A 25222-nucleotide genomic window follows, 5' to 3' on the forward strand; every position below is an offset into this window, starting at 1 on the left:
GGCAAAGAGGAGGAAAAAATGAAAACGAAAAGCATGTTAGGTAGAGGAATATTTGCTGCCGTTTGTTTAGCGACACTATTTTTCTTGACAAGCTGCAGTAGCTCAGGGGTTGACTCTGCAGCTGCGAATCAAGTATTGACCAATAGCAACAGTCATCAACAATATGCTTTGTATCTATTTGAAGATGGAAGGATCACTGTCAATAAAACGCTGACTTTTTTTACCAATCCGAATCAGGAACCTGCGGACTTGGTAGAAGAACAAGAGACACAATTAGCACAGATCAACGAAATACTACAAGCAGAGTTTCCCAAAAGCAAAGCACTGACTGCGGCAGACATCGGTCCTATGCACACCTTTGAAGTGACAAATGCCCAAGTGATCATTGATCAAGAGAAAAAGGAAGTGCGCATGACTGGCGATGATTTTGAGAAAGTATTCAAAATGGCGGACAACAATGACAAGCGTCTGATCGATGACGAACAAAACGAGTACGAGTTTTCGTATGAGGAAAACTAGCAAGTGACAAAAAAACGGCTGCCTCCGACGAGACAACCGCTTCAGACAGTAGACAAACCTTAGACAAAACTGAGGTTTGTCTTTTTTTCGTTGCAAAATTTAGTGGCTATTACGGAAAACATTTTGCGCAAGGAGTAAGTCCGCGACTTTGCGCTTCTGCTAAAGTTGCAGGCGTGTAGGTACCGTTGCCGCATTTTCTCGTATGGTATTTCGAACCTGTTGGTGTAACGAGGACCGACGTTTGGGCTTGATTGCTAGCAGCGGCTGGCTGGTTTTCTTCTGGCACAGCTGCCGCTGCTTGTCGTTCTTCCTCCGCCTTGGCTTGGGCGGCTGCTTGTTCGTTGGCAGTGATCGTTTGCGCCACTGTTTTCGTTCGAGCAGCTAATTCCTCATCGGGGGTCTTGAGACGAGCGACAGCATCTTCTGCACGAGCAAGGGTATCTTTTGTCGGCTCCGCCTCTGCTGCTTCCACCGCTTGGACAGCTTCTGCAACGAGGGCTTCTGCTTCTTTCTCAGAAATCTTGGTTTCTACAGTGGATAACCGACTTTCAAACGTTTCCTTGTTCAAAACCGCTTGTGTGACCAATTCTTTTGCCTGATCGAAATCACTGCGTTCAAGAGAAGCTTCAGCAGTATCAAGGGCTTTGCCGATGGCAAGATGGTCTTCAACTACCGCGAGCCGAGTAGCGAGATCTTCGTAGGTTTTACTTAAAGCATGAATCAGCGTCACGGCTTCGTCGTAATTCTTTTGGTTTGGCTGGGTTTCGGCAAGAGCCAGTGCCGTCTCGGCTTTTACCAGTGCTTCTTGTTCTTGTTTTTCAGCTTGCAAACTCGCTAGAAATGCGCGAGAAGGTTTGACGGTGACGACCTCTTCTTTAGTGATTCCACCCATGGAGGCTTGGAGAGTAAATTCCTGTTCCTCTTCATCTTCCAGTTGGACAGCATAAGAAAATGTTTCGTCCGCCAGCGAAACCTCCACCCCGTTGATCGTCAGTTGCGCTTCTGGGTTGGTTCGCCCAGTGATCGCCGCTTCGCCTTGCTCATTCGTAACCAGTTCTGCTTCATCTATGTGAAGCTCCGGTGTTGCTGCAGGAGTCAATAGTGCCCCGCCAATCAATAAGAGAAAACCACCCATAAAAATAACGATTTTGTTGCGAAGCGGCTTTTTCTTGATCAATCCAAGAATAAAAAAGATTCCGCTTACAACCATTGTCAAAAAACCAATAACAAAAATAAACATCCCCATAACTTTTTCCAATTCCTTTCTTGTGAATATTTTAATTATAACATTTTTATTAACGTATCCGCCATCAATAACCGACTAGTAAGGGTTGCTGAGCGTACGGAGGGAGTTTAATTAGTAAATCATCGGATATTTTTATCAATAATAAATAGATTTAAGATGTTTTTTATTATAAAATGATATAGAAAGAGATGTTTTTCGTTTGCGGTTGTTTTTTTGCTAAACAGCTCTTGGTACAAATACACTTGTTTGCTTCATCACTGGAAAAAATGTTTCGAACAAACGGATGAGAGCGAGCAACTACCTGCAAACAAGCAGCTTTCCTTCGCTGCTTCCCCCAACTAACACCTTAAAAAAGATATTCCCCCTCACTTGCAACCAAGCCACTTCATTGATAAGAAAATCAGTATGTGCAAAAGGAGAAGCAATGAAAATCACACAAATCCAATGTCCCAGCTGCTTGGGTCAGTTAACCGTTGACTGGGAGACAGGAAAAGCAGTCTGCCAGTATTGCTTAACTAAGTCAGTCCTACATTCGCCGCCAAAACAAACGCAAGAAGCTTCGAATGAACAAGCTCCCGTAGTTTTTCAAGAAGTCAAAGAAGGGTTTTATTCGTTTACCTTTAATGAAGACGAGGTAGCAAATGCCTTGAAAAAATGGCTGATCCAACAGGAATCAGTTCCTGAGGACATTGTCGTTCATCTTGAAGTCAGCGAGGTAAAAGGATATTTTATTCCGATTTATGAATTTCAGGTGACCTATACGATGCACTGGGAGGGGGCCTTTGGCTACGATACCCATTCCATTGCTTGGGACGGCTCGCATACGACCACGTGGGAAAAGAAGCGCGGCGACCATCCAGATGAGACGGTCATACTCTATCAATGCGGCAGTTCGGAGGTGATCGAGCAAGAAATTCCTCAGAGCTTCGAGGTCAATAATGAAATGAAAAGAAAACCGCACTTTAGTACCGATCAAAAGGAATTTCAACAGCTAATCTCAGCACATGCTATTCATGTTTTTCCCTTTGATATTGAGCAAGAGCAGGCGCTCTTTGGTTCTGAAAAACAAGCGGAACTGAGAGCCCATGCGAATGCCGTGATCCAGAAGAAAGAATCTGCCGATCATCTAAAAGAGCTGCACCTAGATCTTTCCCTGATCAGCTGTGCTACAGAAAAGCTCTACTTTCCCCTGTATATGGGCACCTTCAAGTACCAAGAGCGATCCTTTGAATTTGCGATCGACGGCAAAGATCCTGACCGAATGAAGCTGCCGATTATCCCACAGTGCCAAGAAACCTTACAAACGGTTGCGAATTTTTCAAAAGCTCGCAAGGTTTTTGGCTGGTCCTCCGTACTCTTTTTTACGTTAGGTGTGCTCCTGCTGTTCTTTGCACTATTCATTTCTGAATGGATCCCTCTAGGAAGAGTGTTCAGAGCTGTCATAGGGGGGATTGTCATGAGTTCCCTGCCAACTGCCGTCTATTGGGTAGTATCGGGGATAGTGTTGCACTTTCTAAAAGAACATTATCTCAAAACAGTCCAAAAATTTAGAGATGAGCTTAAAAGAGAATTATTAGGTAAGAAAACGGCTGGGGCAGCTTTGTTAGCAAACTACGAGAAGCGTGGGAAGCACCTTGCAAGAATCAGGAAATTTTATGAATGGCTCGATACACTCGCTTATGTGGTCGTGATCGCTACCCTTATATGGAATATTTGTCAGTTTCTTTTATAAGCCATCTTGTTGAAAACAATGATTCATAAAAAAGGAGAAAAAATGAAAATCACACAAATCCAATGCCCCAGCTGCTTAGGGCGTCTAGAAGTTGATTGGGACTCAGGAAAAGCAGTCTGTCAGTATTGCTTGAATGAGCTGTTGATCAAACCAGAACAAAAAAAACAGGAACAAACAAACCAAGCCGTCTCGCTGAAAGAGTTGCCACGCATTCAAGGGACCGTCAAAGAAGGATTTTATCCGTTTGCCTATGATGAAAAGGCATGTGAAGCTGCGTTGAAAAATAAACTCGCCTGGCAAGAGACCATCTCGGAAAGTATCTTTTTTGAGCTAGAGATGGTTCATCTAAAACGTGTATTCATCCCGATGTATTATTTTCAAATTGCTTATGATGCGCAAGTGAGAGGAAGCTATGTCCACGAGGAACAGCAGAGGGAGAGTGGGCGCATTACTGCCGACATTTCTTTACATAACAGCGGGAACACAACGGTTTTCAATGAATATTTCCCTACGGATACCCAAAAAGAAGCGGATTACAGTATCAATGGTAAGCTGCCGCTGCATCTTCAAAAAGGAGCCGCCTATTGCACGGATATGCAGCAGTTTTCGGCACTTAGCCAAGACGTTCAGGTGCTACCCTTTGATATTTCCAGAGAAGCGGCACTCTCTGATACCCATCTATTGGAAGTCTTCGAAGCAAAAGCCAAAGACCATTTGGTGGGAGCAGATGTTGCTAATGAGGTTCAACTGACTCTTTTTCCGAAACAATGTGATACGGAAAAACTGTATTTTCCTTATTACATTGGCGAATTCAAGTACGGAAACCAAACCTATTCTTTCGTGGCTGATGGCACCGATGCTGAACGTCTTTTTCCAACCCAGCTTCCTGAATGTGAACAGCTCGTGCAAGTGAAAAAAAGTTTTTCCAAAACCAGCAGTGTCCTATGGCAGTTCTGCTATACCTTTTTTTCATTCGGAATAATTTCAGGGACCCTTTTAAATGTTCTTTTTGGTGGCTTTTTAATGCCTGCTGTTGCCTTTAGTCTGCTCGCTTCAGCGGTCATCTTGCTGATTGCTTGTCTTGCGACTTGGTATTTCTTGCTCGTACCAGAGGTCAAGTTTTTCTCAGAGTACGGCAAATTCAAAGCAGAACTTTCTCAGACGTTGAGTCAGTCGGATGGATCAACGGCTGCTGTGAAGAAAGCTTTTGAAGCCCGTAGGAAGAAACTCGTCCGAAAGACAGTATTTTACAGCGGTCTGGAAAACATGGCGTATGAATTTGCCTTGATCCTTTTTTTAGCAATCCTGACTTGGTATTTCGGTTTTTATGGCTTATCGTTTCTAGTGCTGCTGGCGTTTGTCAGCTGGAATACGATCCGTATCTTTACCACGGATAGCTCCGATACCTGTATCGAAACGAAAGGATGATTCAATGGATATTATTCCGATTCAATGCCCCCACTGCCTAGGAGAACTAGAAGTCAATTGGGACGCTGGCACGGCGATTTGTCTGTATTGTCGTGGGAAAATGGTGATCAAACAATCTTTCGATCCTACCAAAAGGCCGCATGCCAATTCTATGGCAGCAAAACAGCTTTCGTTGACGCACCTTGCTTTTTTGCTGAAGAAAATCAGTCAATCAGCTGCTGCCAACCAAACGATGGATCCTCTTCCCCTGGGAAACTCCTCAGCGGCAGGGGGTTCAAGTGATCACAAGCAGTCAAAGCAAGCGGCAATGAATCAGACGTCTTTGATTCAGCGGGCGCCACGCGATCCAGTCAAGGAGCGACAAACTCGTTTGAAAGCTTTTTTGCAAGAGCAAGATTTTTTGTTCTATTTTTCTGGAGAAAGACAAGTGCTGCCACGGCAATGGCAAAGACAAGTCCTTACCAGTTTTCAAGTGCCTGAAACGGAGACGCCTCTGGCACTGCTAACGGCACAGATGACTGGCAAGAAAGCGAATGCGGGGCTACTTTTTGGTATCGAGCGAGTGTATTTGTGCACGTACGAAAAGAAAGAAAAACGAATAGCCAGTTTTTCGTGGAGTATTTGGAAAAACCTCGCCTTTGAGGTCCAACATAAAATCTTTGGCAGTTTTTTGGTGGTTCAACAGGAATATCGTGTTCCTCTTCAAGCATTGGGCTTTGCGACCCAATCATTTTTGCAAGAATTACAGCAGTTGTTGCAAGAGTGGGAGGCTGGCTAGTGCTGAGTATCAATAAAATCAAATAATGGATCAATTTATTGGTCAAAAAAACAAAGAGAGCGTCGCAAACAGCGGCGCTCTTTTTTTATTCATTTGGTTTCTAGGTTTCCAACTCAGCGTCGTTGGTTTCTGATAAATACTCGGCTTCATCGTTTAAAAGACTGGCCGTCGTTCGCAGCGTGTCGTAAGAATGCAAAACGGCAGCGAGGCTTTTTTGCGAATCACTGATTTTCATGGTCGTCGAATCGGCACTATCTAACACGACTAAGGCTTGTTGGTTGATGGCTTGCATGGTTGCGGCAATGGTTTGGGTCAACTGCTTGGTCTGTTCGGCTAATTTTTGCATTTCATCCGCAACCACCCGAAAGCCAGCTGCCTGTTCGCCGATCCGTGCCGTTTCGATGGAAGCATTGAAGGACAGCAGTTTGGTTTGTTGCGCAATGCGGTCGATGTCATGCAGCACCGCTGTCACCTGTTGGCTATCCATTTCTAAGGCATGGGTCGTTGCTTGATTTTGATCAGACAGCTGTTTGACTTGCGCCAAGTTCTCTGACAAATGATCGACTTGCTGGTGTCCGTTGGCAGAAAGTCGTGTCAGGGAAGCAGCACTTTCTTGCACTTTTTTGATAGTGACCGCTAAGGCTTGTTCTCTTTGGGTAATGTCAAAAGCGATTTTGACGACGTTAACGACTTCTTGCTGCTCATCGAGGACGGGGAAGTAAATCCCTTCTAAAATCAGTTTTTCTCCTTGTTTGTTTTTCCGAATGATTTTGTCTTGAAACCGTTGCTTTGAGTAAAGCAGTTGATTCCAGAAAGTTTGGTAATCCGTACTGGCAGCATAATGGTCAAAACAAAAGGTCCGATGCGGCAAGCCAATGATTTCTTCTTGGCTATAACCTAGGATATCCGTCATGTTGGCATTGGCGAAAACAACTTCTTTTTGCGGATCAAAGACTATGACAGCGAGTTCTTGAAAAATAGCAGCGAGCAGACGGTTATTTTGTGTTTCATCTAATGTGAATTTCATACGTACTTACCTACGCCTTTCAGTTTTTTGGGAAGTTTACACAGCGAGTGTCTTACAGTTATCGGTGATGAAGGCAAGGCAGTTAAGAGTGCAAAAACCACCTTTTTTGTCGAGCGAAATGCCTGGAAGTAGAAGGAAGCAAGATTCTTTGCATCAGAATGACTTGGTGGTACCCTTAAGGTCAACACGAACGATTTCAAACAAAAGGAGAGAATCGTATGACAGATAGAATTTCGTTGGAAAAAGCAGCCGTTGAATTTAGTGAGGCAAATGCACCGCACCCACGGATCTATGAATTACCGCCAGAAGAAGGGCGCGCACTATTGGAACAAGTCCAAGAGTCACCCGTCAATAAATTGGCGGTTGAGATAGAAGATCAGACCGTAGATACAGGCGAATGGGGGACCATCAATGTTCGTTTTGTTCGTCCTGAAGGAAACCATGCGATTCTCCCTGTCATTTATTATCTCCATGGCGCGGGCTGGGTCTTCGGCAGTGCCGCGACTCATGATAAATTGATCCGTGAATTGGCGGTACGAACCAACTCGATCGTCATTTTTCCTGAATATAGTCGTTCACCAGAAGCAAAATACCCAACGGCGATCGAACAAAATTATGCGGTCTTGCAGCAATTACCGGGATTTGTCGATGTCAAAGGCTTAGACCTTAGCCGTTTGACCGTGGCTGGCGATTCCGTAGGTGGGAACATGGCGACGGTTATGACCTTGTTAACGAAAGCCCGTGGCGGCATTCCGATCGCACAGCAATTATTGTTCTATCCTGTGACAGATGCCCGCTTTGATACGCCTTCGTATGAAGCATTCGGTGAAAATTATTTTCTGACCAAAGAAGGGATGCAATGGTTCTGGGATCAATACACGACGGATGAAACACAGCGGGATCAAATGACCGCTTCTCCACTGCGCGCGACCAAAGAGGAGTTAGCCGATCTGCCGCCAGCGTTGATCATTACAGGCGAAGCAGATGTCTTGCGGGATGAAGGGGAAGCCTATGCGCAGCATTTACGAGCAGCTGGCGTGGAAGTCACCCAAGCACGGATGCAAGGGATCATCCATGATTTTGTGATGGTCAATGCGATGGATCAGACCCAAGCCGCACGAGCGGCCATGACACTGGCTGTCGGTTGGCTGACGGAAAAAAATGTCCCCGCAGAATAAGAAACCGACGAAAGCAGCTTCTTTTTATGCGGTGTTCTGATACAGAAAAGGATGTATGGAGTGGAGCGATCCACTCCTTTTTTTGTCGGAAAAATGGAAAGACGTACACCTGCAGTCTGAAGCAGATGCAAACGCTCTCTAAAAAAATGCGTTTTTATAATACAGATTTTAATAAGTGTTTTTCGTTGATAAATAAATAAAAAGTGCTATTATATGTATTGTGATTAATACAGTTTTTGAAAAGAGGTAATACAGTGAGTGCAAAAGGATCAGAAATCATTGTTGAAAGTTTAGAAAATCATCGGGTGCCTTATATCTTTGGGATTCCCGGTGCAAAAATCGATGGCGTGTTTGACGTGTTGAGTGATCGAGGACCAGAGTTGATCTTGGCACGACATGAACAAAACGCGGCCTTTATGGCACAAGCAATCGGTCGCCTGACAGGAGAGCCAGGAGTCGTCATTGCAACAAGTGGACCAGGAGCCAGTAATTTAGCGACTGGGTTGGTCACGGCAACTGCCGAAGGTGATCCCGTCTTGGCACTAGCAGGCCAAGTGAAGCGTTCTGACCTTTCAAAATTGACCCACCAAAGCATGAATAATGCGGCGTTGTTTGCGCCGATCACGAAATTCAGCAGTGAAGTCCAAGATCCTGAAACCCTTTCTGAAAGTATTGCCAACGCCTTTCGCATCGCAAAAACAGCGAAAAAAGGGGCGAGCTTTTTATCCATTCCTCAAGATGTGACGGACGGAACCGTTCAAGGGGCAGCGATCAAACCTCTATCTTCGCCTAAATTAGGCAGTGCCGATGCAGAAGATATCCAGGCACTCGTCGATCGGATCAAAGAAGCCAAACTGCCTGTCTTACTCTTAGGGATGCGGGCTTCGGGCGTGAAAGAAACACAAGCGATTCGTCAGTTAGTTGCAAAAACTGGGTTGCCTGTCGTAGAGACCTTCCAAGGTGCTGGAATCATTTCTCGTGAATTAGAAGAGCATTTCTTTGGCCGCGTCGGCTTATTCCGCAATCAGCCTGGTGATATGCTGTTGAAACGCAGCGACTTAGTGATCGCTGTGGGGTACGACCCGATCGAATACGAAGCCCGCAACTGGAATGCGGAAAAAGATGCCCGCGTGATCGTTATCGATGAAGTACCGATGGAGATCGATCCATTTATGCAGCCAGAAGTTGAATTGATGGGCAGTATCGCGAAAATTATTGAACAACTATCAAAAGCCATCGATCAGTATCACTTGAGCGAAGACGCCCAAAACTATTTAACGACGCTGCAAACCAAACTCAATGAAAAACCAGCGGATGTCGAAGGCAGCAACAATACCTTGCATCCTTTGGAAATCATCGATGCTTTGCAACAAGAAGTGACCGATGACATGACGGTGACAGTGGATGTCGGCAGCCACTACATTTGGATGGCCCGTCATTTCCGCAGCTATGAGCCACGGCACCTGCTCTTTAGTAATGGCATGCAGACCTTAGGAGTCGCTTTGCCATGGGCGATCGCTGCAGCGCTCGTGCGACCAAATACTCAAGTGATCTCTGTATCTGGCGATGGTGGCTTCTTGTTTTCTGCCCAAGAGTTAGAAACAGCCGTCCGTTTGAAACAAAACATCATTCACTTGATTTGGAATGACGGTACCTACAATATGGTGAAATTCCAAGAAGAAATGAAATATGATCGTGCTTCTGGGGTTGATTTTGGACCAGTTGATTTCGTAAAATATGCCGAAGCATTTGGGGCCAAAGGTTTACGGGCAACCACTAAACAGGAATTGATGGCTGCCATCGAAGAAGGCTTTGCAACGGATGGTCCAGTGATTATTGATATCCCTGTGGATTATTCAGATAATGCCGATCTGGGCAAAACGATCCTACCTGATCAATTTTATTAAGACCAAAGGAGCAGCAAGATGAAAGTGAAAAACAAAAGTTATTTATATCAGCATGGCACCCTAGGTGGGTTGATGCAGGATTTAATGGATGGCACGGAGCAAATCGGCAAAATGCTTGAATATGGCAGTTTTGGGATCGGTACGTTGGCTGGTTCCAATGGTGAAGTGATTATTTTAGATGGTGAAATCTACCATGTAGACGAGTCGGGCAAGGTGCAAGTGCTCCAAGGAAATGAAGGAACCCCCTATGCGGCAGTTGTTGATTTTTCTGCAGCGAAGCACCTGCAGTTCAGCCAAGAAATGACCGATGAAGAAGTGAAAAACCACGTCCTGACAGAAGTCAGCCCGAATTTGTTTTCCGCTGTCAAAATCCATGGGGTATTTAACAAGATGCACGTCCGCGTTGCCCCAAAGCAAGAAAAACCATATCCAAAATTCATTGAGATCATCCAGCATCAGCCCGAATTTCAGACAGAAAATATCAGCGGAACGATCGTCGGATTCTTTACCCCGCTGTTGTTCCACGGCGCTGCGGCTGCTGGTTTCCACCTGCATTTTATTAGTGATGATCGGACATTTGCTGGCCATGTCTTAGACTTTGAAGTGGCAGCTGGTGAAGTCGAATTGATGGAACTAGCCGAATTTCGTCAGCATTTTCCTATCGACAACCAAGACTACTTGCAGCGGGAGATCGATGTCGCAAAAATCGCCAAAGATATTGAAGCTGCCGAATAAGCAGCAGGCAGCAAAAATAATTGATCGCCAGTAGAGTGGTCTTGAATCGAATGGAACGCAAACAAGCAGTGAAGCCAACGCTTCGCTGCTTGTTTGTGCTTCTTTCTATTCGGATGGTTGGTATCGTCATGTATTATCAAGTACAACTAATCGCAAAATCCTTGGATTGATCCGATTCAAGAGATGATTCCAATCGGCAGCATCAGGTATCGATTTTAATAAGACGCTTTCGACATCCAGCAAATACTCCGTCGCATATTCAGGGTAGTTGGTGATCAGCAAGTTGATATTTTTTTCCTTTAAGTACTCATGGGAAAGTTCGTTTGAATCAGGGTAGTACATTTCATGATAAAACCCTAGATATTTTCGGATAATGCTTTCGGCATGCTCGCAAACATATTCATTGCCTTCAAAAATAACGGCAATGATTCGCGGCTTGCCCCAATTCTCTTCAATAATTGCTTCCATATGGAACGTGAGGCTTGTACAAAAATCATCCAAATGATCGAGAGAATAGAGATTTTTTAAAAGCGGGTGGGAAAGGAGAAACTGGCGATTTTTCGCAAATTCTGCGGCAAACTTTTCTTGGACAAAGTCATTGAGGTCGTCAATATTGATATTCATCGTTGGCGATAACAATTCACGGAGTTTGACAACGATGAAAAAAGATTCTAGCCAAAGCAAGTCTTTTTGTTCATCCAAACTATGCCCGCGATTTTGTGCGTAAAAATCTGCAGTGATCTGTTTGATCTCTGGCCATTGGTTGTAATTGCGGCAAAACGCTTCGCTGGCTGCTAGGTCGGTGTTGATTTTGCGGCGACAAATGATACACGTCAAAAGGTAGACGGCTTCTTCTTGAGGGAATTCATAATGAAAATAACGCCGAATGATTGTTTTTAGCGCCTCATAATCAAACAGCAGATCATTTTTTTTGATCAGCTCCTTGAGTTGAGGGGAGGGGGCAGCAAGTAAAACACGTTTGCTGCGCTCCACGCTAATATAAAGGATATAAGCAAAATAAGAAAACGAAGAGCTCTGTAAGGCCTTCGTTTCCAAAAGATCAGTGATTTCCATCACCGCATCTTGGACATGGATCGAAGGAAATAGCGTGTGGACATTAATGTCAGACTCGTAGTAAAAAAGACAGAAAAATTTCCGAATATCGATCTCAGAACCTGCCAAAGAGACGGGGTCCGTTTTGATTTTTAAACCGAAAGGGGATAAAAAAGGCTGTATTTTTCGGAAATAGCTGATCAGTGCTTGTTCAGAAATATTAAGCGTTAAGCTCCAATCAAGGAGTGACTGCTGCTCATTATAAAAAATACTCTCTAAAATTTGGAAAATCGGTTCATCATTTACTAACTCTTGCTTTTGCTTTCGATACCTATCATGATCGATTACTTCAAAAAGGTACCCGATTTTTGCTGTATGGATCGCAATCGCCCCTTTAAAGTGCTCTCGCAGGCTAGCGATGTCAGTAATCAACGTACGGGTACTGCTTTCGGTCACTTCAGCAAGTTCTCCCAATGTACGGGTGGGACTTTTCTCAAATTCATTTAACAATTGCAGCCAGCGAATCAACGTGCGGTTTCGCATGAATTTTAATTGAAATGTTTTCATGTCAGCCTCCAACAAAATAAGTTTAAATAATTATAGCATAATCATTTGCACAGATAATGGCACCTTCAACTGTTCGGCGTTTTTGGTCATAATCTCTTGAAACCTTTGACTGCCAGCAGAAAATTTCCAAGAATATCAACCCTTCAGAGTAAGTATAGCAAGGACCTGAGAAACCAATTGCCAAAAATCATACATAAACTTGAGAAAAACGAAGCACGAATAGAAAAGCTCCCAACGCTCGATAAAAAGCCAATGGAGCAAGAAGAGACAATTGAAACACTGTTGTTCAACGGGCAGCCGCCTATTTGAACAGCAGTGTTTTTTTCTGATGACGCCAGAGGATCTTAGGCAACAGAAAAAAACTACTGAAGCCGAGGATCGACAATGCGTTGGATGCAAAACGTGATCTTTTACCAGTAGACCCATTCTCCAAAAGCTCGTTCTCTTTCGCTAGGGCGGGAGTTATTTGCTTGAGTCGAAAAAACGAAGCGTAGTATAATAAAAGAGAATTGATATTTATTTACTAATTGGATGGCAAGATGTTTTTTCAATAGAGGTTGTTAAGAGGAAAAAGAAAGAGAAAGGATTTCGCCTATGAAGCATTCGCAAAAAGGGGTAGCGCTTCTTTTGGTTTGCGGACAACTTTTAGCTGGTGTGCCAGTTTCAGCTGCGGTTGTTGCATCAGAAAGTACGACCGTTACCCAAACATCAGAAACAGCTGCACAAGCAAGTGACAGCAGCACAGCAGGGACGATCGAAGAAACCGCTCCAGCAGTGGAAGGACAAGTGCCCGATTCTGAGCAAGGATCGGTACCTGTAGAAAGTGTACCAGAAGGATCTGAGACAGCGGCGGAGGGAACAGAGCAAACCGAAGAACCGACCCCAGTTCCCCAACCGACCCCAGAGCCAGAACCAGAGCCAGAACCAGAGCTACCGAGTAAGCCAGAGCCTTCTCAGCCAGAAGAACCAACGCTAGCACCGAAACCAGAAAAACCAACACAGCCTGAAGCGCCCAAACCTGAGACGCAGCCAGAGAAGCCCCAACCGTCAAAACCTGTAGAAACAAAACCGACACCAGAAGCAAACAGTGAAGCAAGTCAAGAAACACCTGCGGCTGTGTCACCGATCATGCCACCAAGTACCCAAGCACCAAGCGCGCCAAGTCAATCCGATCCGACACCGCAGCAAGGCAGCGAAACGACCTTGACGGTCACACCAGTAAAAGAAGTGTGGGATTTTATCCAAGAAATTGGTGAAGATGCCCGAGAAATCGGCTTGAAAAATGATTTGTACGCTTCTGTCATGATTGCACAGGCTATTTTAGAGTCAGGTGGCGGGCAAAGCAGACTGAGTCAGGCGCCGTACTTCAATCTCTTTGGTATCAAAGGAACCTATCAAGGACAGGGTGTCGCTTTTCGGACACAAGAAGATGATGGTACGGGAAATCACTATACGATCACGGCAACGTTCCGCCAATATACTGGCTACAAAGAGTCATTGATGGACTATGCTCGCTTGTTGAAAGAAGGGGTCGGGCAGCAGTCTGATTTTTATAAAGGCGTATGGAAATCAGAAGCGGCTTCTTATCAAGAGGCTGCCCGTTATTTGACTGGTCGGTATGCCACAGATACGACGTATGATCAAAAACTGACAGCTTTGATCGAAGCCTATGCGTTGACCCGTTATGATCAGAAAAAACCTGATGTGACCGCAAGTGAGACGTATCTTTTTCCTGTTGAAAAAGCCGTTGTCACTTCTACTTTTGGCCCACGTTGGGGAAGCTTTCATCGGGGCGTTGACTTTGCCGCAGCGTTTGGGACCCCAATCCTGGCGAGTCAATCTGGAACGGTCATTCGCTCAGAGGTTCATCCTTCTTGGGGGAATTATATAGCGATTCTCCATGAGGACGGGATGACGACACTCTATGCCCACAATCAACAGAACCTTGTGAAGGTTGGTCAACAAGTGGAACAAGGAGAAACGATTGCCCTCATGGGTAGTACGGGCAATAGCACAGGCGCACACCTGCACTTTGAAGTCAGTGCATCGCCTAGCTTGAGCCAAGCGCAATTGGTCGATCCAATCGCTTTTTTAACAAAATAAGAATAGACAAAAAAGAGAGTATCAGAGATGCTTTCTTTTTTTTGTTTCTTTCTAGTCATTTTTTTCGAGAGCAACGATTTTAATTTTTTTTTCATGAAAACCGAAAAAATGTTTAAAAAAATCGTGCATAGATTCTTTATAATTTTCACATAACCGCAACTGTTGCTAATCCATAAACTGGCGTGAGCAGATCGGTCAGCAAGTAGCACAAATGGTAGATTCGCATGCTCTTGGTGACGAGCGGAGAAGCAAAATCGTTACAGTTGTTACCCCTACGAATAAAAATTTGCTAACGAAGTAGGGGAGCGAATAATCAGGAAGTGCATCAATTATAAGCCTAATCCTTTTTCTATCAGTATTGATCGTTGAAAAGAACTAACAAGAAATGATTAACCATAAAAAAGTAGAAGAGATAAATGAGCTGCTCTTTTTCTGACAAACGAAAAGAACGTCGTAAACAGTGATGCATAAAATAGAAAAAGAGGGGAACATTTTATGAGAATAAATAAAACGGATTTTGAGACAGTGATGGCTAATAGCGAATTTTTAGACTATTACTATCAACTATTTGAACGAAACGGCGTAGGGTCAGTCGTAGATATGCAAGTAAAAGAATTCCAGTATTTGATTCACCAGCAAGTGGCAGCAACGATTCAACAGACTGCACGCTATTCTTTTTTTACTCAAACATACAAGCTGCCGCAAACACTCGCAAAGGATTACCAACTGCTAGCGGAGTGTACTGAGCGGCTTTCAAAAATAGAAATGGATCAGTTGATACCCAAACAATTTATTGAACAGGACTTTAACGTGCAGGTGAAAAAAACAAGTCAAGAATCTCAATATGAGCAGCTTTTAAACATCATGTCAGACACATTTAGACAAATAAAGAAAACATAGTCGATTTTTCACGCAGCAGCTTTTTCAAGCATGAAGCAAGATGCGTATCCGCCCTAGGTGGTCTCTGAGGAAAGCAAAAGCGAAATCCTTGCACTATTTTCAATAGCCGATAAAATAATTGTTATACAACAGTAGTCTTGAAACAACGCTTTTTTTCATCAGGCTATGAAAAAACCGATTTTTTATGTAGGATGAAAACCGATATAATGAGACTGCTTAGGCGCCTTTCATGCGTAATTTAGCCGCAAAAAGAAATCTTTTAGTAAGGAGCTTATGTTTGAAAAATTTTCAATTGAGTTTTGTCACCAGCAAATCGACCGTCCGATGGTTGCAGATTCTAAGTGAATTTGAAAAAAATGAAATTTGCAGTGCCAGTCAATTGGCTGAAGTAACAAGTAGTACCACCAGGACGATTGGCAAAGACATCAGTCAGATCAACGAGTATTTCTGTGGGCTGATCCTGATCACTTCCACCAATCAAGGCTATTCGTTTGAACTATTTGATTATTCACAGTATGAAAAGAAAAAAGCCTCGCTTTTAGCGAATGAACCGCTCTTTATTTTATTGGAAAATATTTTTATTGGAGAGTTAAAGACGATCGATGAGTGGGCGGACTGCTTGTTTTTATCCAAGAGTACCTTATCGAAGTACTTGCAGCGCATTCATGAACAACTGGCACGTTTTGATCTCCAGCTAGCATTAGATCCTGTGAATATCGTTGGGGAAGAAGCAGATATCCGCAATTTCTTCTGTACCTTTTTTTATGAAACGGACAGCACCCCCCACACTGTATTTCCGCCAGCAGCGGTCCAGCAGGCAGTAACGGAAATCGGCAGGATGTTTGACAAAAATAGTTACCACACCGTTTCGTTTTCACAATACACGTATCTGCTCTATATTTCGCTTGAGCGATTTATGCAAGGTAAGACTGTGCAAATCAACGCCGAATTGTACCACGCCTTGCGACACAGTATTCAGCTGATGCATTTTCAACGAATCAATGGGGTCATTGAAAAGTACTTTCAATGTCGATTGACGAACGATGAACTTATCTTCTTATTTGTTAGTATTATCACAAAGAAAAAACTGCAAAATGTGATCGTCGAACAAAAGTTTTGTCTTTCTTATAATCATTGGACAGAGATCCGCATGTTGACCAACGATTTTTATCAGATGTTGAAGGTATCGTCGAAAAAGCCCAAAGAGGATCAGATTCTGATTGAATCCTTTTTTACCTCTGCTAAATTGAAGGAGTGCTTATCCACGTCTGCCAATCGCAATATCTATGATGTGAATGCGTTTATTAAGAAAACCTTTCCTAAGGAGTTTGCTGCTTACCGAGAGTTTTTAGAAAATAGTCGCGAGTACCACAACCTTTATTCTGAGGAGTATCTGACGGATTTTTGTGCAAACTTAGTGATTTATATCGAGTCTGTTCGAGAACGTCATTGGTTTCCCCGAAAAAATATCGCCTTTATCTTCGAAGGAAATAACAATATCGTTCAGTACATTGAAGGCTGGTCTAACCGCTATTTTAGCCGATCTCATCAAGTCTTTTATCCTGACTCAGGGGAAGTCAATGCTCAGTATTTGGAACAAAACACCATCGATCTGCTAGTGACGAACTATGCCGAGCATGCGACCGAATTTCGAGATATCGTTGAGTGCATCGTCTTCAAAACGATCCCTTCTTCTTCTGACTGGAATCGACTGCTTGAACGGATCAATCCTAACGTCACCCGCCAATTTGCCTTAAAAGACCTCTTCTAGTTTCCCATTATGTTTTGACCTAAAGAGCTGCTAGAAAGGGCCTTTTACATGAAAAGAAAGCATTTTTCCTTCACTGCTTAAATAGTGAAAAGGAAAGATGCTTTCTTTTTTAATGGCTTGACTCTCCGCAGCTGTGCAGGAGTGTGGGGAGGGGAAGTGGGGAGTGCATCAGGTACGGATGCAAGCCTTTGGAACCAGCGGTTTTCAATTCAATCGATCGATGTGGGCGAACTCATTGGGCTTCACTTAAGTAAATCAAACTCCAAGGCGCCTTTTGGTTTAGCTGAAGACCGGTCAATTCCCGATAGAAACAGGTTTTGTCTTTGACCGTCAGCTGAATGATCTCTTCTTCCGTATACTCATTTAAAGAAGAAATTTTTAAAACATAAAGTTCTTTTAGTATTTGCAGCTGTGCGTCGATATCTAGTAGCAACGACATTTTTTCGAAAAAAGTACCCTCTTCTTGTTCATAGATCGCCAAAAATCGTTGGCGCAAAGAGAGATAAAAATTAAAGATTTTCGGATGAGTATAAGAACAGGGCGAGTGGATAAATTCTTCGTCAAAAAAGTTTAAATATTCTTCGGCTGATTGGATCGTTTTTAAGTTCATATCAATACTCCTTATAAGTGTTAGGAAAAAGCGACAATACGTGTCATTATCAAAAACAGTCACTGTTAAGCAATGTCTTACTGAGAAGGTCCGTTTGTTTTTTTAAAATGATTGGGGGAAGGACTTTCGCTACATTCAATGTACAGGATATTCCAAATTGGCTCAAACGCGTTTTTTCGTAACCATACGAAGATTTGTTTTTCGCTGGTATTAACGTCAAAAATGTTCAAATATTCTGATAATTGTTGTTATAAAAAGAATATTTCCGTAAAGGACCAAATTGCTGGGGTTCCATTCTTTGCCAGCAGGTTGTTTTTTCATTTGCTGAAATCATGGTCGCAGATAAAGCAGTATCAATTGACCGATAGGCTCATCCCCGTCATTTTTTCAAAGGTGTGATACTATAGAATTATCTAGAAAAACGATCCTTTGATTCAAGCTGCCAATGCCAAAACAGTGCCAAGACACGCAGTTGCAGTGAGACGCAACCGTCTGTTTTGACGAGAAGGTTTGGCTAAATAGGGTCGTTCATTAAAGCAAACGAGGAGCAATTCAATGAAAGAGAAAAAAACAGTTGTAGTGATCGGCGGCGGACTTGGTGGTCTATCAGCGGCGGTCTCATTAGCCCAAAATGGCTTTGATGTATCATTATATGAAAAAAATCAACACTTAGGCGGCAAGTTGAACCGACTGGAAACAAACGGCTTCGGCTTTGACTTAGGTCCTTCGATTTTGACGATGCCGCAGATTTTCGAAAAGTTATTTACTGGCAGCAATCGCGATATGGCGGATTATGTTGCGATTCGCCGATTGCCATTGGAATGGCGCTCCTTTTTTCCTGACGGAACAAAGATCGATCTCTATGGCGATCTTGCACGCATGGCAAAGGAAAACCCGCACTTGTCGGAAAAAGACATGGCCGAGTACCAAGACTTTTTGGACTATGCGCAAAAAATTTATGAAATCACAGAAAAAGGCTATTTTGAGAAAGGCTTAGATACCACGAAAGAAATCTTGAAGTATCATGGCGTGATCAAAGCGCTGAAAGGCTTTGATTATTTCTCTTCGATGCATGATGCCATTCAAAAACGTGTCAGCAATCCGCAGCTGCAAGACATGCTGAGCTATTTTATCAAGTATGTCGGCTCATCTCCTTATGACGCTCCAGCCGTCTTGAACATGATGATCTATATGCAGCATGCCCAAGGTGTCTGGTACGTGCCAGGCGGGATGCATCGTTTAGCCGAAGGCATCGTTCGCTTAGCAAAAGAGATCGGTGTGATCTTCCACACGGGACACAAAGTGGAAAAATTGATCGTTGAACAGGAACAGATTCGTGCCGCTCGTTTGGATGATGGCACGTTGATCGAAGCCGACTATTTTGTTTCCAACATGGAAGTGATCCCGGCCTATGAAGAGTTGTTAGAAGAAGCGCCGACCTTTACTCAAAAACTGGAAGAAAAATTTGAACCAGCAAGTTCTGGTTTTGTCTTGCACTTAGGGGTCAAAACCTCCTATCCGCAATTGGCCCATCACAACTTTTTCTTTTCAAATGCCTCAAAAGAAAACTTTGATCAAAATTTCCATCAGCATCAGCTGCCAGAAGATCCAACGATCTATTTGGTCAATGCCAACAAAACCGATCCTTCGCAAACAGTGGCAGGGCATGAGAACATCAAAATCTTGCCTCATATCCCTTATTTGCAGGATAAGCCCTTTACGGAAGCGGAATACGATGCTTTTCGTGAACGGATCTTGATCAAGCTGGAAAACATGGGTTTAACGGATCTACGTAAGCACATCGTGTATGAAGACCGCTGGACACCCGAAGACATCCAAAAGAATTATTTGTCACATCGCGGTGCCATCTACGGCACGGTCTCTAATCGCAAGAAAAATCATGGCTTTAAACACCCGAAACACAGCGAACGCTACGACAATCTATACTTCGTTGGCGGTACGGTCAATCCAGGTGCCGGCATGCCGATGGTGACCCTCAGTGGCCAGCAAGTCAGTGAGATGATCACCAAAAGAGAACACTAAGACAAGAAAGGATGATGACTGTGTACCTGCTGCTCGCTGGTATTTGCGTTGCTTGGCTGGCAGGCTGGCTGATTTTTTTCCGCCTGCCGACGATACCCACCCGCAAGGAGACAGCCGCATCCAAAGACTTGACGGAGAGGGGAGAACTGTCGATCATCATTCCCGCCCGCAATGAAGCAGAAAATTTGCCGCAATTGTTGGCGTCCTTGCAGCAGCAAACCCTTCATCCTGTGGAGATTTTGGTGGTTGATGACGGATCGGAAGACGAGACGATCGCCTGTGCCAAGGGCTTCGGTGCGACGGTCTTGCAAACCACTGCTGATTCTGCTGGGAAAGCGGCGGCTTGTTGGTTAGGCGCCTCACAAGCGGTGGGCAAGTATCTATTATTTTTGGATGCCGATACCTTCTTTCTAGCAGAAGATGGCTTAGAGCGTCTTTTCGCTGCGTATGAGGAGCGATCGGGACAAGGACTGCTCTCGGTGCAGCCCTATCATCAAACGAAGCGCCTGTATGAACAACTGTCTGCCGTCTTTAATGTCGTCTTACCTGTCGGGTTGAACCGCTTTTCTATCGTAGGCGAAAAACTCTCAGCTGGCGGCGCCTTTGGTCCGTGTATTTTGTGCAGCAAAACTGCGTACCTTCAAGCCAATGGACATCAGGACATGCCACAAGGAATCTTAGATGATCTAGCATTAGCGAGACGCTTTAAGAAAAAACGCTTGCCGATCGCCTTGTATGGTGGAAAAGACTTGGTGGCCTTTCGGATGTATCCAGCTGGTGTTCGTCAACTTGTTCAAGGCTGGACGAAGGACTTTGCCACTGCTTCGCAATCCACTCACCCTTTGATTATGGCGGGCGTCATCTTGTGGATCAGCGGCGGCATTGGGGTACTGGCGGCACCATTTCTGATGGAACCGCTTTGGCTAGGACTGCTTTTTTATGCTGCTTATTTTGGACAAACTCTGCGCTTTGCCCGCCGTGTCGGCAACTTCAACCGAATCCTGCTGCTTTTTTTCCCATGTTACTTTCTTTTTTTCCTAGGCTTATTTGGTTGGTCGTGGATCCAAACCCATTTGTTGAAATCCGTGACCTGGAAAGGACGCAAAATCAATTTATAGGAGGCGATGCACATGCCGCTGATCACCTTATCTCCACTGCTCTTGCTCATTACAGACAGTTTGGCTTGGCTGCTGTTTCATCTAGGCATCTCCTTTGGCTTGCGCAAAGTCAGCGATGCCTTTTTTGAACGTCATGCCAACTGGTTCCGTTCTTTTGCCTTTGAAAAAGGCGGTAGGATCTGGTCGGAGGTGTTTCGTATTCGTCAGTGGAAAGACAAATTGCCCGACGGCACTGTGATTGCCAAAAAAGGCTTTGACAAATCCCGCTTGGCCCAGCAGCAAAAGGACTATCTGGAAAAATTCGTCATCGAGACACGCCGAGCAGAGCTGACCCATTGGCTGCTGATGGTTCCAGCACCGTTCTTTTTCCTCTGGAATCCTGCGTGGGCGGGCTGGGTGATGATCGTCTATGCGTTATTGGCTAACTGCCCATTTATCATGATCCAACGCTACAATCGCCCCCGTTTGGAGCGAGTCTTGCGGAAAAAAAGTGCCCTGCAAGTCAAGCAGAAGGCGACGGTCTAGGTTCCTGTAGGTGCCGCTTTAAGATTCGCTGAAAAATAGGCAAACTGGAAATCAAAAGGATCGGAGGGCAACTGCCTTCGATCCTTTTTAAAAAATTGGTGTTAATTTTTATGGGATGTGCCAAGTCCATTTTTTGTACACTAAGGTCATTCAGAGGAAAGGGTGATCGTATGTCATCAGAAGGATGTGGGCAAATTTTCGAACTGCCATTGCAGACTGCTGCATTGGTTGATCGTGTGTTTGGACAGGCACGAAGTATTTTTGTAAGTGTAGAAAAGAGGGAGGGATGCGCAAGATGATTGAAGATAGCCGACAACGGGACCACTATTACGACATGCTGATTGAAAAAAATTCCCAATATGAAGGGATTTTTTACGTTGGGGTAAAAACCACCGGCGTCTTTTGCCGTCCCACCTGCCCAGCGAAAAAACCGCTCAAAAAAAATTGCGAGTTTTTTCAGACGGCACAAGAAGCGCTGCTGGCGGCGTATCGTCCCTGCAAACGATGTCGCCCGCTCAGCTCGCCTAGCCACTTATCCCCTGACGTGAAAAGCCTGGTGGAAGCCGTGGAGAGTAACCCAGAGAAAAAGTGGACCGACAAAGATTTTGAAGCACTAGCGATCCATCCCAATACCGCACGCCGACAATTCAAAAAATATTTTGGCATGACCTTTATCGAATACTCCCGTGCACGCCGCTTAGGATTAGCGTTTAAGCAGATTCGTGAAGGAGAACCGCTGATCCAAGCGCAATTAGAAGCCGGTTTCGATTCTGGCAACGGCTTTCGAGATGCGTTTTCTCGGATTATGGGGGAGTTGCCTTCCAACAGCCGCGAAAAAACGATTCTTTCTTCTGCTTGGCTTGAGACCAAGCTGGGGTCGATGTTGGCGATCAGCGACCAGCAGCAGCTTTACTTGTTAGAATTCGTGGATCGCAGAGGGCTAGAAACGGAGATTGCTGTTTTGAGAAGCCGCTTGAATGCAGTGATCATTCCCCAGCAAACAGCAATCATTCAGCAACTCAAACAAGAACTGACGGAATATTTTGCAGGGAATCGAACTGTCTTCACGGTACCCATCGCATTGATCGGCTCTGATTTTCAGAAAGCCGTCTGGCAGCAGCTGTTGGCGATGAAGATCGGAGAAACATACTCTTACAAACAATTGGCACAGCGAATCGGCAATGAAAAAGCTACCCGAGCTGTTGCCAATGCCAACGGAAAAAATCAATTGGCGTTGATCGTTCCATGCCACCGCGTCATCAATAGCGATGGCAGTATCGGCGGCTATGGCGGCGGGATCGAACGCAAAAAGTGGCTGCTGGCTTTGGAAAAGCAGGTGCAGCCGACCACAATGATCTAAAAAGGACAAGTATGCGTCGGAATCAGCGCTTCATTGATCGGTACATGGAATGGATCGAGTCCTTTTCATTGAAATATATATTTAGCGGAACTTATGGAACCTTTCATAAGTTCCGCTTTTTTTCTTAGATTTGGCGGGTTCATAGAGAAAAGGCGAGGACCGTCGTTAGTGTCTAAGTGTTCTTTATCTCTACAAAAATAAGCATTGAATGATTTTCTTAAATAACCAAAGCATATCCTTTTACAACTTACAAAAAGTAAGTTATGATTATCTCGAATTCGAAATAAAGAGGTGAGGAAAATGGCGCATCAAGAAGAAGCGCTCAAAGCATACATCGGTTTGCTGCGTACGGCGAGTCGTTTGGAACAAGTGGCAAAAAAAGATGTCCGTTGTTATGGCTTAAATATCACAGAGTTTTCCGTACTGGAATTGCTTTACCATAAAGGCACCCATACGACGCAAGCCATCAAGGAAAAAATCTTGATCGCCAGCAGCTCCACAACCTACGTGGTCGATCAATTAGTCAAAAAAGGCTGCGTGCAACGGGAACCTAGCCAAGAAGATCAACGGGTAACATACGTCAGTATTACGGAAGCAGGCAGGGCGTTGATGGAGAAAATTTTTCCCAGGCATGCACAAAAGATTGCGGCGAGTTTTTCCGAACTCAGCAGTGAAGAATTGCAACAATTAAAAACAATTTTACGAAAAATAACTTACGATCAGAAATGAGGAAAAGAAAATGAGAAAACAAGACCAATTATTAGGGGTACACCATGTGACGGCTATGACAAGTGATGTGGAACAGAATTATCATTTCTTTACAGATGTGTTAGGGATGCGTTTAGTGAAAAAAACCGTCAATCAAGATGACATCTATACGTACCATACTTACTTTGCGGATGATTTAGGGACACCGGGAACGACCATGACGTTCTTTGATTTTCCCAATACCGCTCGTGGTAGCAAAGGAACCAATTCAATCACCCGTACCAGTTTCCGAGTGCCCAGTGACGCAGCTCTTGATTATTATGCCGCACGCTTTGATGAATTTGAGGTAAAACACGAGGCAATCACTACCGAATTTGGGAAAAAAGTGTTGCGCTTTTGGGATTTTGATACGCAAGCCTATCAACTGATCTCTGATGAACACAATACTGGCGTGAAAGCTGGTACTCCTTGGAAAAAAGGACCCGTTCCTACTGAGTTTGCGATTTATGGCTTAGGTCCTGTTGAAATGTCTGTTTCTTATTTGGCAGATTTCAAAGGGCTGCTGGAATCCGTCTTTGATTTCAAAACCATTGATCAAGTAGACAATTGTTATTTGTTAGAAGTCGGTGAAGGCGGCAATGGCGCCCAAATCGTTTTAGTGGAAGACACCACGAGCCCACAAGCACAACAAGGGGACGGCGAAGTGCATCATGTCGCTTTTCGTTTAGCCCACCACGACTCGTTAGCAGTCTGGCAAGAAGTCTTTGATAACTTGGGATTGGCCAACTCTGGCTATGTCGATCGCTACTATTTTGAATCGTTGTATGTGCGCATCGGCCATATTCTTTTTGAACTAGCGACAGATGAACCAGGGTTTATGGGGGATGAGCCGTATGAAACATTGGGTGAATCCTTATCATTGGCACCATTTTTAGAAAATCGCCGTGAATACATCGAAGGAGTCATCAAACCCTTCAATACAAAACGCGCCTAAGGAGGCACATAGTATGCAACCCATTCAACAGATCCACCATATTTCAGCCATCGTAGGCGATCCGCAAACGAACGTTGCCTTTTACCGTGACGTGTTGGGGTTGCGCCTCGTCAAACAAACCGTCAATTTTGATGATCCCTACACGTATCATCTTTATTACAGCAATCAAGCGTTAGAAAATGGGACCATCATCACTTTCTTCCCTTGGGCAAATGCCCATCCTGGACGAGTAGGAAGCGGACAAGTCGGCACGATCGCCTTTCGTATTCCTAAAGGCAGCAGTGCCTATTGGCAAGAACATTTGGCGAAACATCAAGTAACTGTCCAAGAAAGTACATTGTTTGACCGGCCAACTTTAGAACTTCATGATCAGCATGACCTGTCTTTGGCGCTAGTCGAAGCCGAAGAATCGGCGGAAACACCAGCGATTTTAGGCTTTCATGGGGCCGTCTTGCTTTCGGCACAACCAGAAGCGACCATTCAAACGTTGGCAGATGATCTAGGACTAAACATTTTTAACAAAACAGAGAAAAGCACCCATCTTCATACCGCAGGCACCCTCGTTCATGAGATCGTCGTGCCCCATGAAGCACTGCCAGCAGGGCGCTGGGGTGTTGGCACCGTCCATCACATCGCGTGGTCCGTGCCAACGGAAGCAGTGCAAAAAGAGTGGCAAGAGTACTTGTACGATCAAAGATACGGAGTCACTGAAATCAAGGACCGCAACTATTTCAAAGCCGTCTATTTCCAAGAGCGGGGCAACATCGTCTTTGAGATCGCAACAGAAACCCCAGGCTTTTTAGTTGATGAACCATTAGAAACGTTAGGACAGCAGTTGATGCTGCCAGCCCAATTTGAAAGCCGCCGTGTAGAGATCGAGGATCGCTTGCCAGACTTATCGGTTTAGAAAAGGAGACGCT

The 25222-nt window shown here is 44.5% G+C and carries 21 protein-coding genes; 17 read left to right on the plus strand and 4 right to left on the minus strand.

Going from position 1 to position 25222, the window contains the following annotated elements; genetic code table 11:
• Positions 1–18: 18 nt before the first annotated feature.
• Positions 19–519 carry a hypothetical protein gene (locus tag A5867_RS01640; RefSeq protein WP_087626730.1) on the plus strand — a complete coding sequence of 167 codons (501 nt, stop codon included), beginning with the start codon at positions 19–21 and terminating at the stop codon, positions 517–519.
• Positions 520–628: 109 nt separating this feature from the next.
• Here the strand turns inward: A5867_RS01640 and A5867_RS01645 are convergent, their stop codons facing one another.
• Positions 629–1765, minus strand: a complete 1137-nt coding sequence (locus A5867_RS01645) for a serine protease (protein WP_087626731.1) — start codon at positions 1763–1765, stop codon at positions 629–631.
• Between the two features lie 424 nt (positions 1766–2189).
• Here A5867_RS01645 and A5867_RS01650 point away from each other — a divergent pair, with 424 nt between their 5' ends.
• From A5867_RS01650 to A5867_RS01660, 3 genes are read left to right on the plus strand one after another with little or no spacing between them, the layout of a single operon-like run.
• Positions 2190–3497, plus strand: a complete 1308-nt coding sequence (locus A5867_RS01650; RefSeq protein WP_087626732.1) for a hypothetical protein — start codon at positions 2190–2192, stop codon at positions 3495–3497.
• Positions 3498–3539: 42 nt separating this feature from the next.
• Positions 3540–4925, plus strand: coding sequence for a hypothetical protein (locus tag A5867_RS01655; protein WP_087626733.1), 1386 nt, complete (start codon positions 3540–3542; stop codon positions 4923–4925).
• A 4-nt stretch (positions 4926–4929) separates the two neighbouring features.
• A complete protein-coding gene (locus A5867_RS01660; RefSeq protein ID WP_087626734.1) occupies positions 4930–5703 on the plus strand; it encodes a hypothetical protein in 774 nt (257 codons plus the stop codon).
• A gap of 100 nt (positions 5704–5803) precedes the next feature.
• On the opposite strand, the gene A5867_RS01665 is transcribed toward A5867_RS01660, so the two are convergent.
• Positions 5804–6730, minus strand: coding sequence for a PAS domain-containing methyl-accepting chemotaxis protein (locus tag A5867_RS01665; RefSeq protein ID WP_081116133.1), 927 nt, complete (start codon positions 6728–6730; stop codon positions 5804–5806).
• 218 nt (positions 6731–6948) lie between these two features.
• Here A5867_RS01665 and A5867_RS01670 point away from each other — a divergent pair, with 218 nt between their 5' ends.
• From A5867_RS01670 to budA, 3 genes are all read left to right on the plus strand, one after another.
• A complete protein-coding gene (locus A5867_RS01670; protein ID WP_015508776.1) occupies positions 6949–7908 on the plus strand; it encodes an alpha/beta hydrolase in 960 nt (319 codons plus the stop codon).
• A 254-nt stretch (positions 7909–8162) separates the two neighbouring features.
• Complete coding sequence (alsS, locus tag A5867_RS01675) at positions 8163–9815, plus strand: acetolactate synthase AlsS (protein WP_010748583.1); 1653 nt, start codon at positions 8163–8165, stop codon at positions 9813–9815.
• 18 nt (positions 9816–9833) lie between these two features.
• Positions 9834–10550: an acetolactate decarboxylase gene (gene budA / locus A5867_RS01680; protein WP_087626735.1), complete on the plus strand. Its 717-nt coding sequence runs from the start codon at positions 9834–9836 to the stop codon at positions 10548–10550.
• A gap of 126 nt (positions 10551–10676) precedes the next feature.
• On the opposite strand, the gene A5867_RS01685 is transcribed toward budA, so the two are convergent.
• A complete protein-coding gene (locus A5867_RS01685) occupies positions 10677–12170 on the minus strand; it encodes a helix-turn-helix domain-containing protein (protein ID WP_087626736.1) in 1494 nt (497 codons plus the stop codon).
• 594 nt (positions 12171–12764) lie between these two features.
• Here A5867_RS01685 and A5867_RS01695 point away from each other — a divergent pair.
• The 3 genes from A5867_RS01695 (at position 12765) to A5867_RS01705 (ending at position 16944) form a co-directional block, all read left to right on the plus strand.
• Entirely contained in the window at positions 12765–14273 is a 1509-nt protein-coding gene (locus A5867_RS01695) for a peptidoglycan DD-metalloendopeptidase family protein (protein ID WP_087626738.1), read from the plus strand.
• Positions 14274–14768: 495 nt separating this feature from the next.
• The gene (locus tag A5867_RS01700) at positions 14769–15173 is read left to right on the plus strand and encodes a hypothetical protein (RefSeq protein WP_060791626.1); all 405 of its coding nucleotides are present in this window, start codon (positions 14769–14771) and stop codon (positions 15171–15173) included.
• Positions 15174–15402: 229 nt separating this feature from the next.
• Complete coding sequence (locus A5867_RS01705; RefSeq protein ID WP_087626739.1) at positions 15403–16944, plus strand: helix-turn-helix domain-containing protein; 1542 nt, start codon at positions 15403–15405, stop codon at positions 16942–16944.
• Between the two features lie 232 nt (positions 16945–17176).
• Here A5867_RS01705 and A5867_RS01710 read toward each other — a convergent pair whose 3' ends face one another.
• Positions 17177–17554, minus strand: coding sequence for a hypothetical protein (locus A5867_RS01710; protein WP_034868894.1), 378 nt, complete (start codon positions 17552–17554; stop codon positions 17177–17179).
• Between the two features lie 555 nt (positions 17555–18109).
• Here A5867_RS01710 and crtI point away from each other — a divergent pair.
• From crtI to A5867_RS01755, 7 genes are all read left to right on the plus strand, one after another.
• A complete protein-coding gene (gene crtI / locus A5867_RS01720) occupies positions 18110–19597 on the plus strand; it encodes a phytoene desaturase family protein (protein ID WP_087626741.1) in 1488 nt (495 codons plus the stop codon).
• Positions 19598–19608: 11 nt separating this feature from the next.
• Positions 19609–20715, plus strand: a complete 1107-nt coding sequence (locus A5867_RS01725; protein ID WP_087626742.1) for a glycosyltransferase — start codon at positions 19609–19611, stop codon at positions 20713–20715.
• Positions 20716–20727: 12 nt separating this feature from the next.
• Complete coding sequence (locus A5867_RS01730; RefSeq protein WP_015508786.1) at positions 20728–21240, plus strand: hypothetical protein; 513 nt, start codon at positions 20728–20730, stop codon at positions 21238–21240.
• 295 nt (positions 21241–21535) lie between these two features.
• Positions 21536–22600: a trifunctional transcriptional activator/DNA repair protein Ada/methylated-DNA--[protein]-cysteine S-methyltransferase gene (locus A5867_RS01740; RefSeq protein ID WP_005226733.1), complete on the plus strand. Its 1065-nt coding sequence runs from the start codon at positions 21536–21538 to the stop codon at positions 22598–22600.
• A gap of 300 nt (positions 22601–22900) precedes the next feature.
• Positions 22901–23329 (plus strand): MarR family transcriptional regulator, encoded by a 429-nt coding sequence (locus A5867_RS01745; RefSeq protein ID WP_087626743.1) that lies wholly within the window; start codon positions 22901–22903, stop codon positions 23327–23329.
• Positions 23330–23339: 10 nt separating this feature from the next.
• The gene (locus A5867_RS01750) at positions 23340–24302 is read left to right on the plus strand and encodes a ring-cleaving dioxygenase (protein WP_087626744.1); all 963 of its coding nucleotides are present in this window, start codon (positions 23340–23342) and stop codon (positions 24300–24302) included.
• Between the two features lie 13 nt (positions 24303–24315).
• Complete coding sequence (locus tag A5867_RS01755) at positions 24316–25209, plus strand: VOC family protein (protein ID WP_087626745.1); 894 nt, start codon at positions 24316–24318, stop codon at positions 25207–25209.
• Positions 25210–25222 lie beyond the last annotated feature (13 nt).

It is taken from the genome of Enterococcus sp. 6D12_DIV0197 (assembly GCF_002174385.1).
Classification (GTDB): domain Bacteria; phylum Bacillota; class Bacilli; order Lactobacillales; family Enterococcaceae; genus Enterococcus_D; species Enterococcus_D casseliflavus.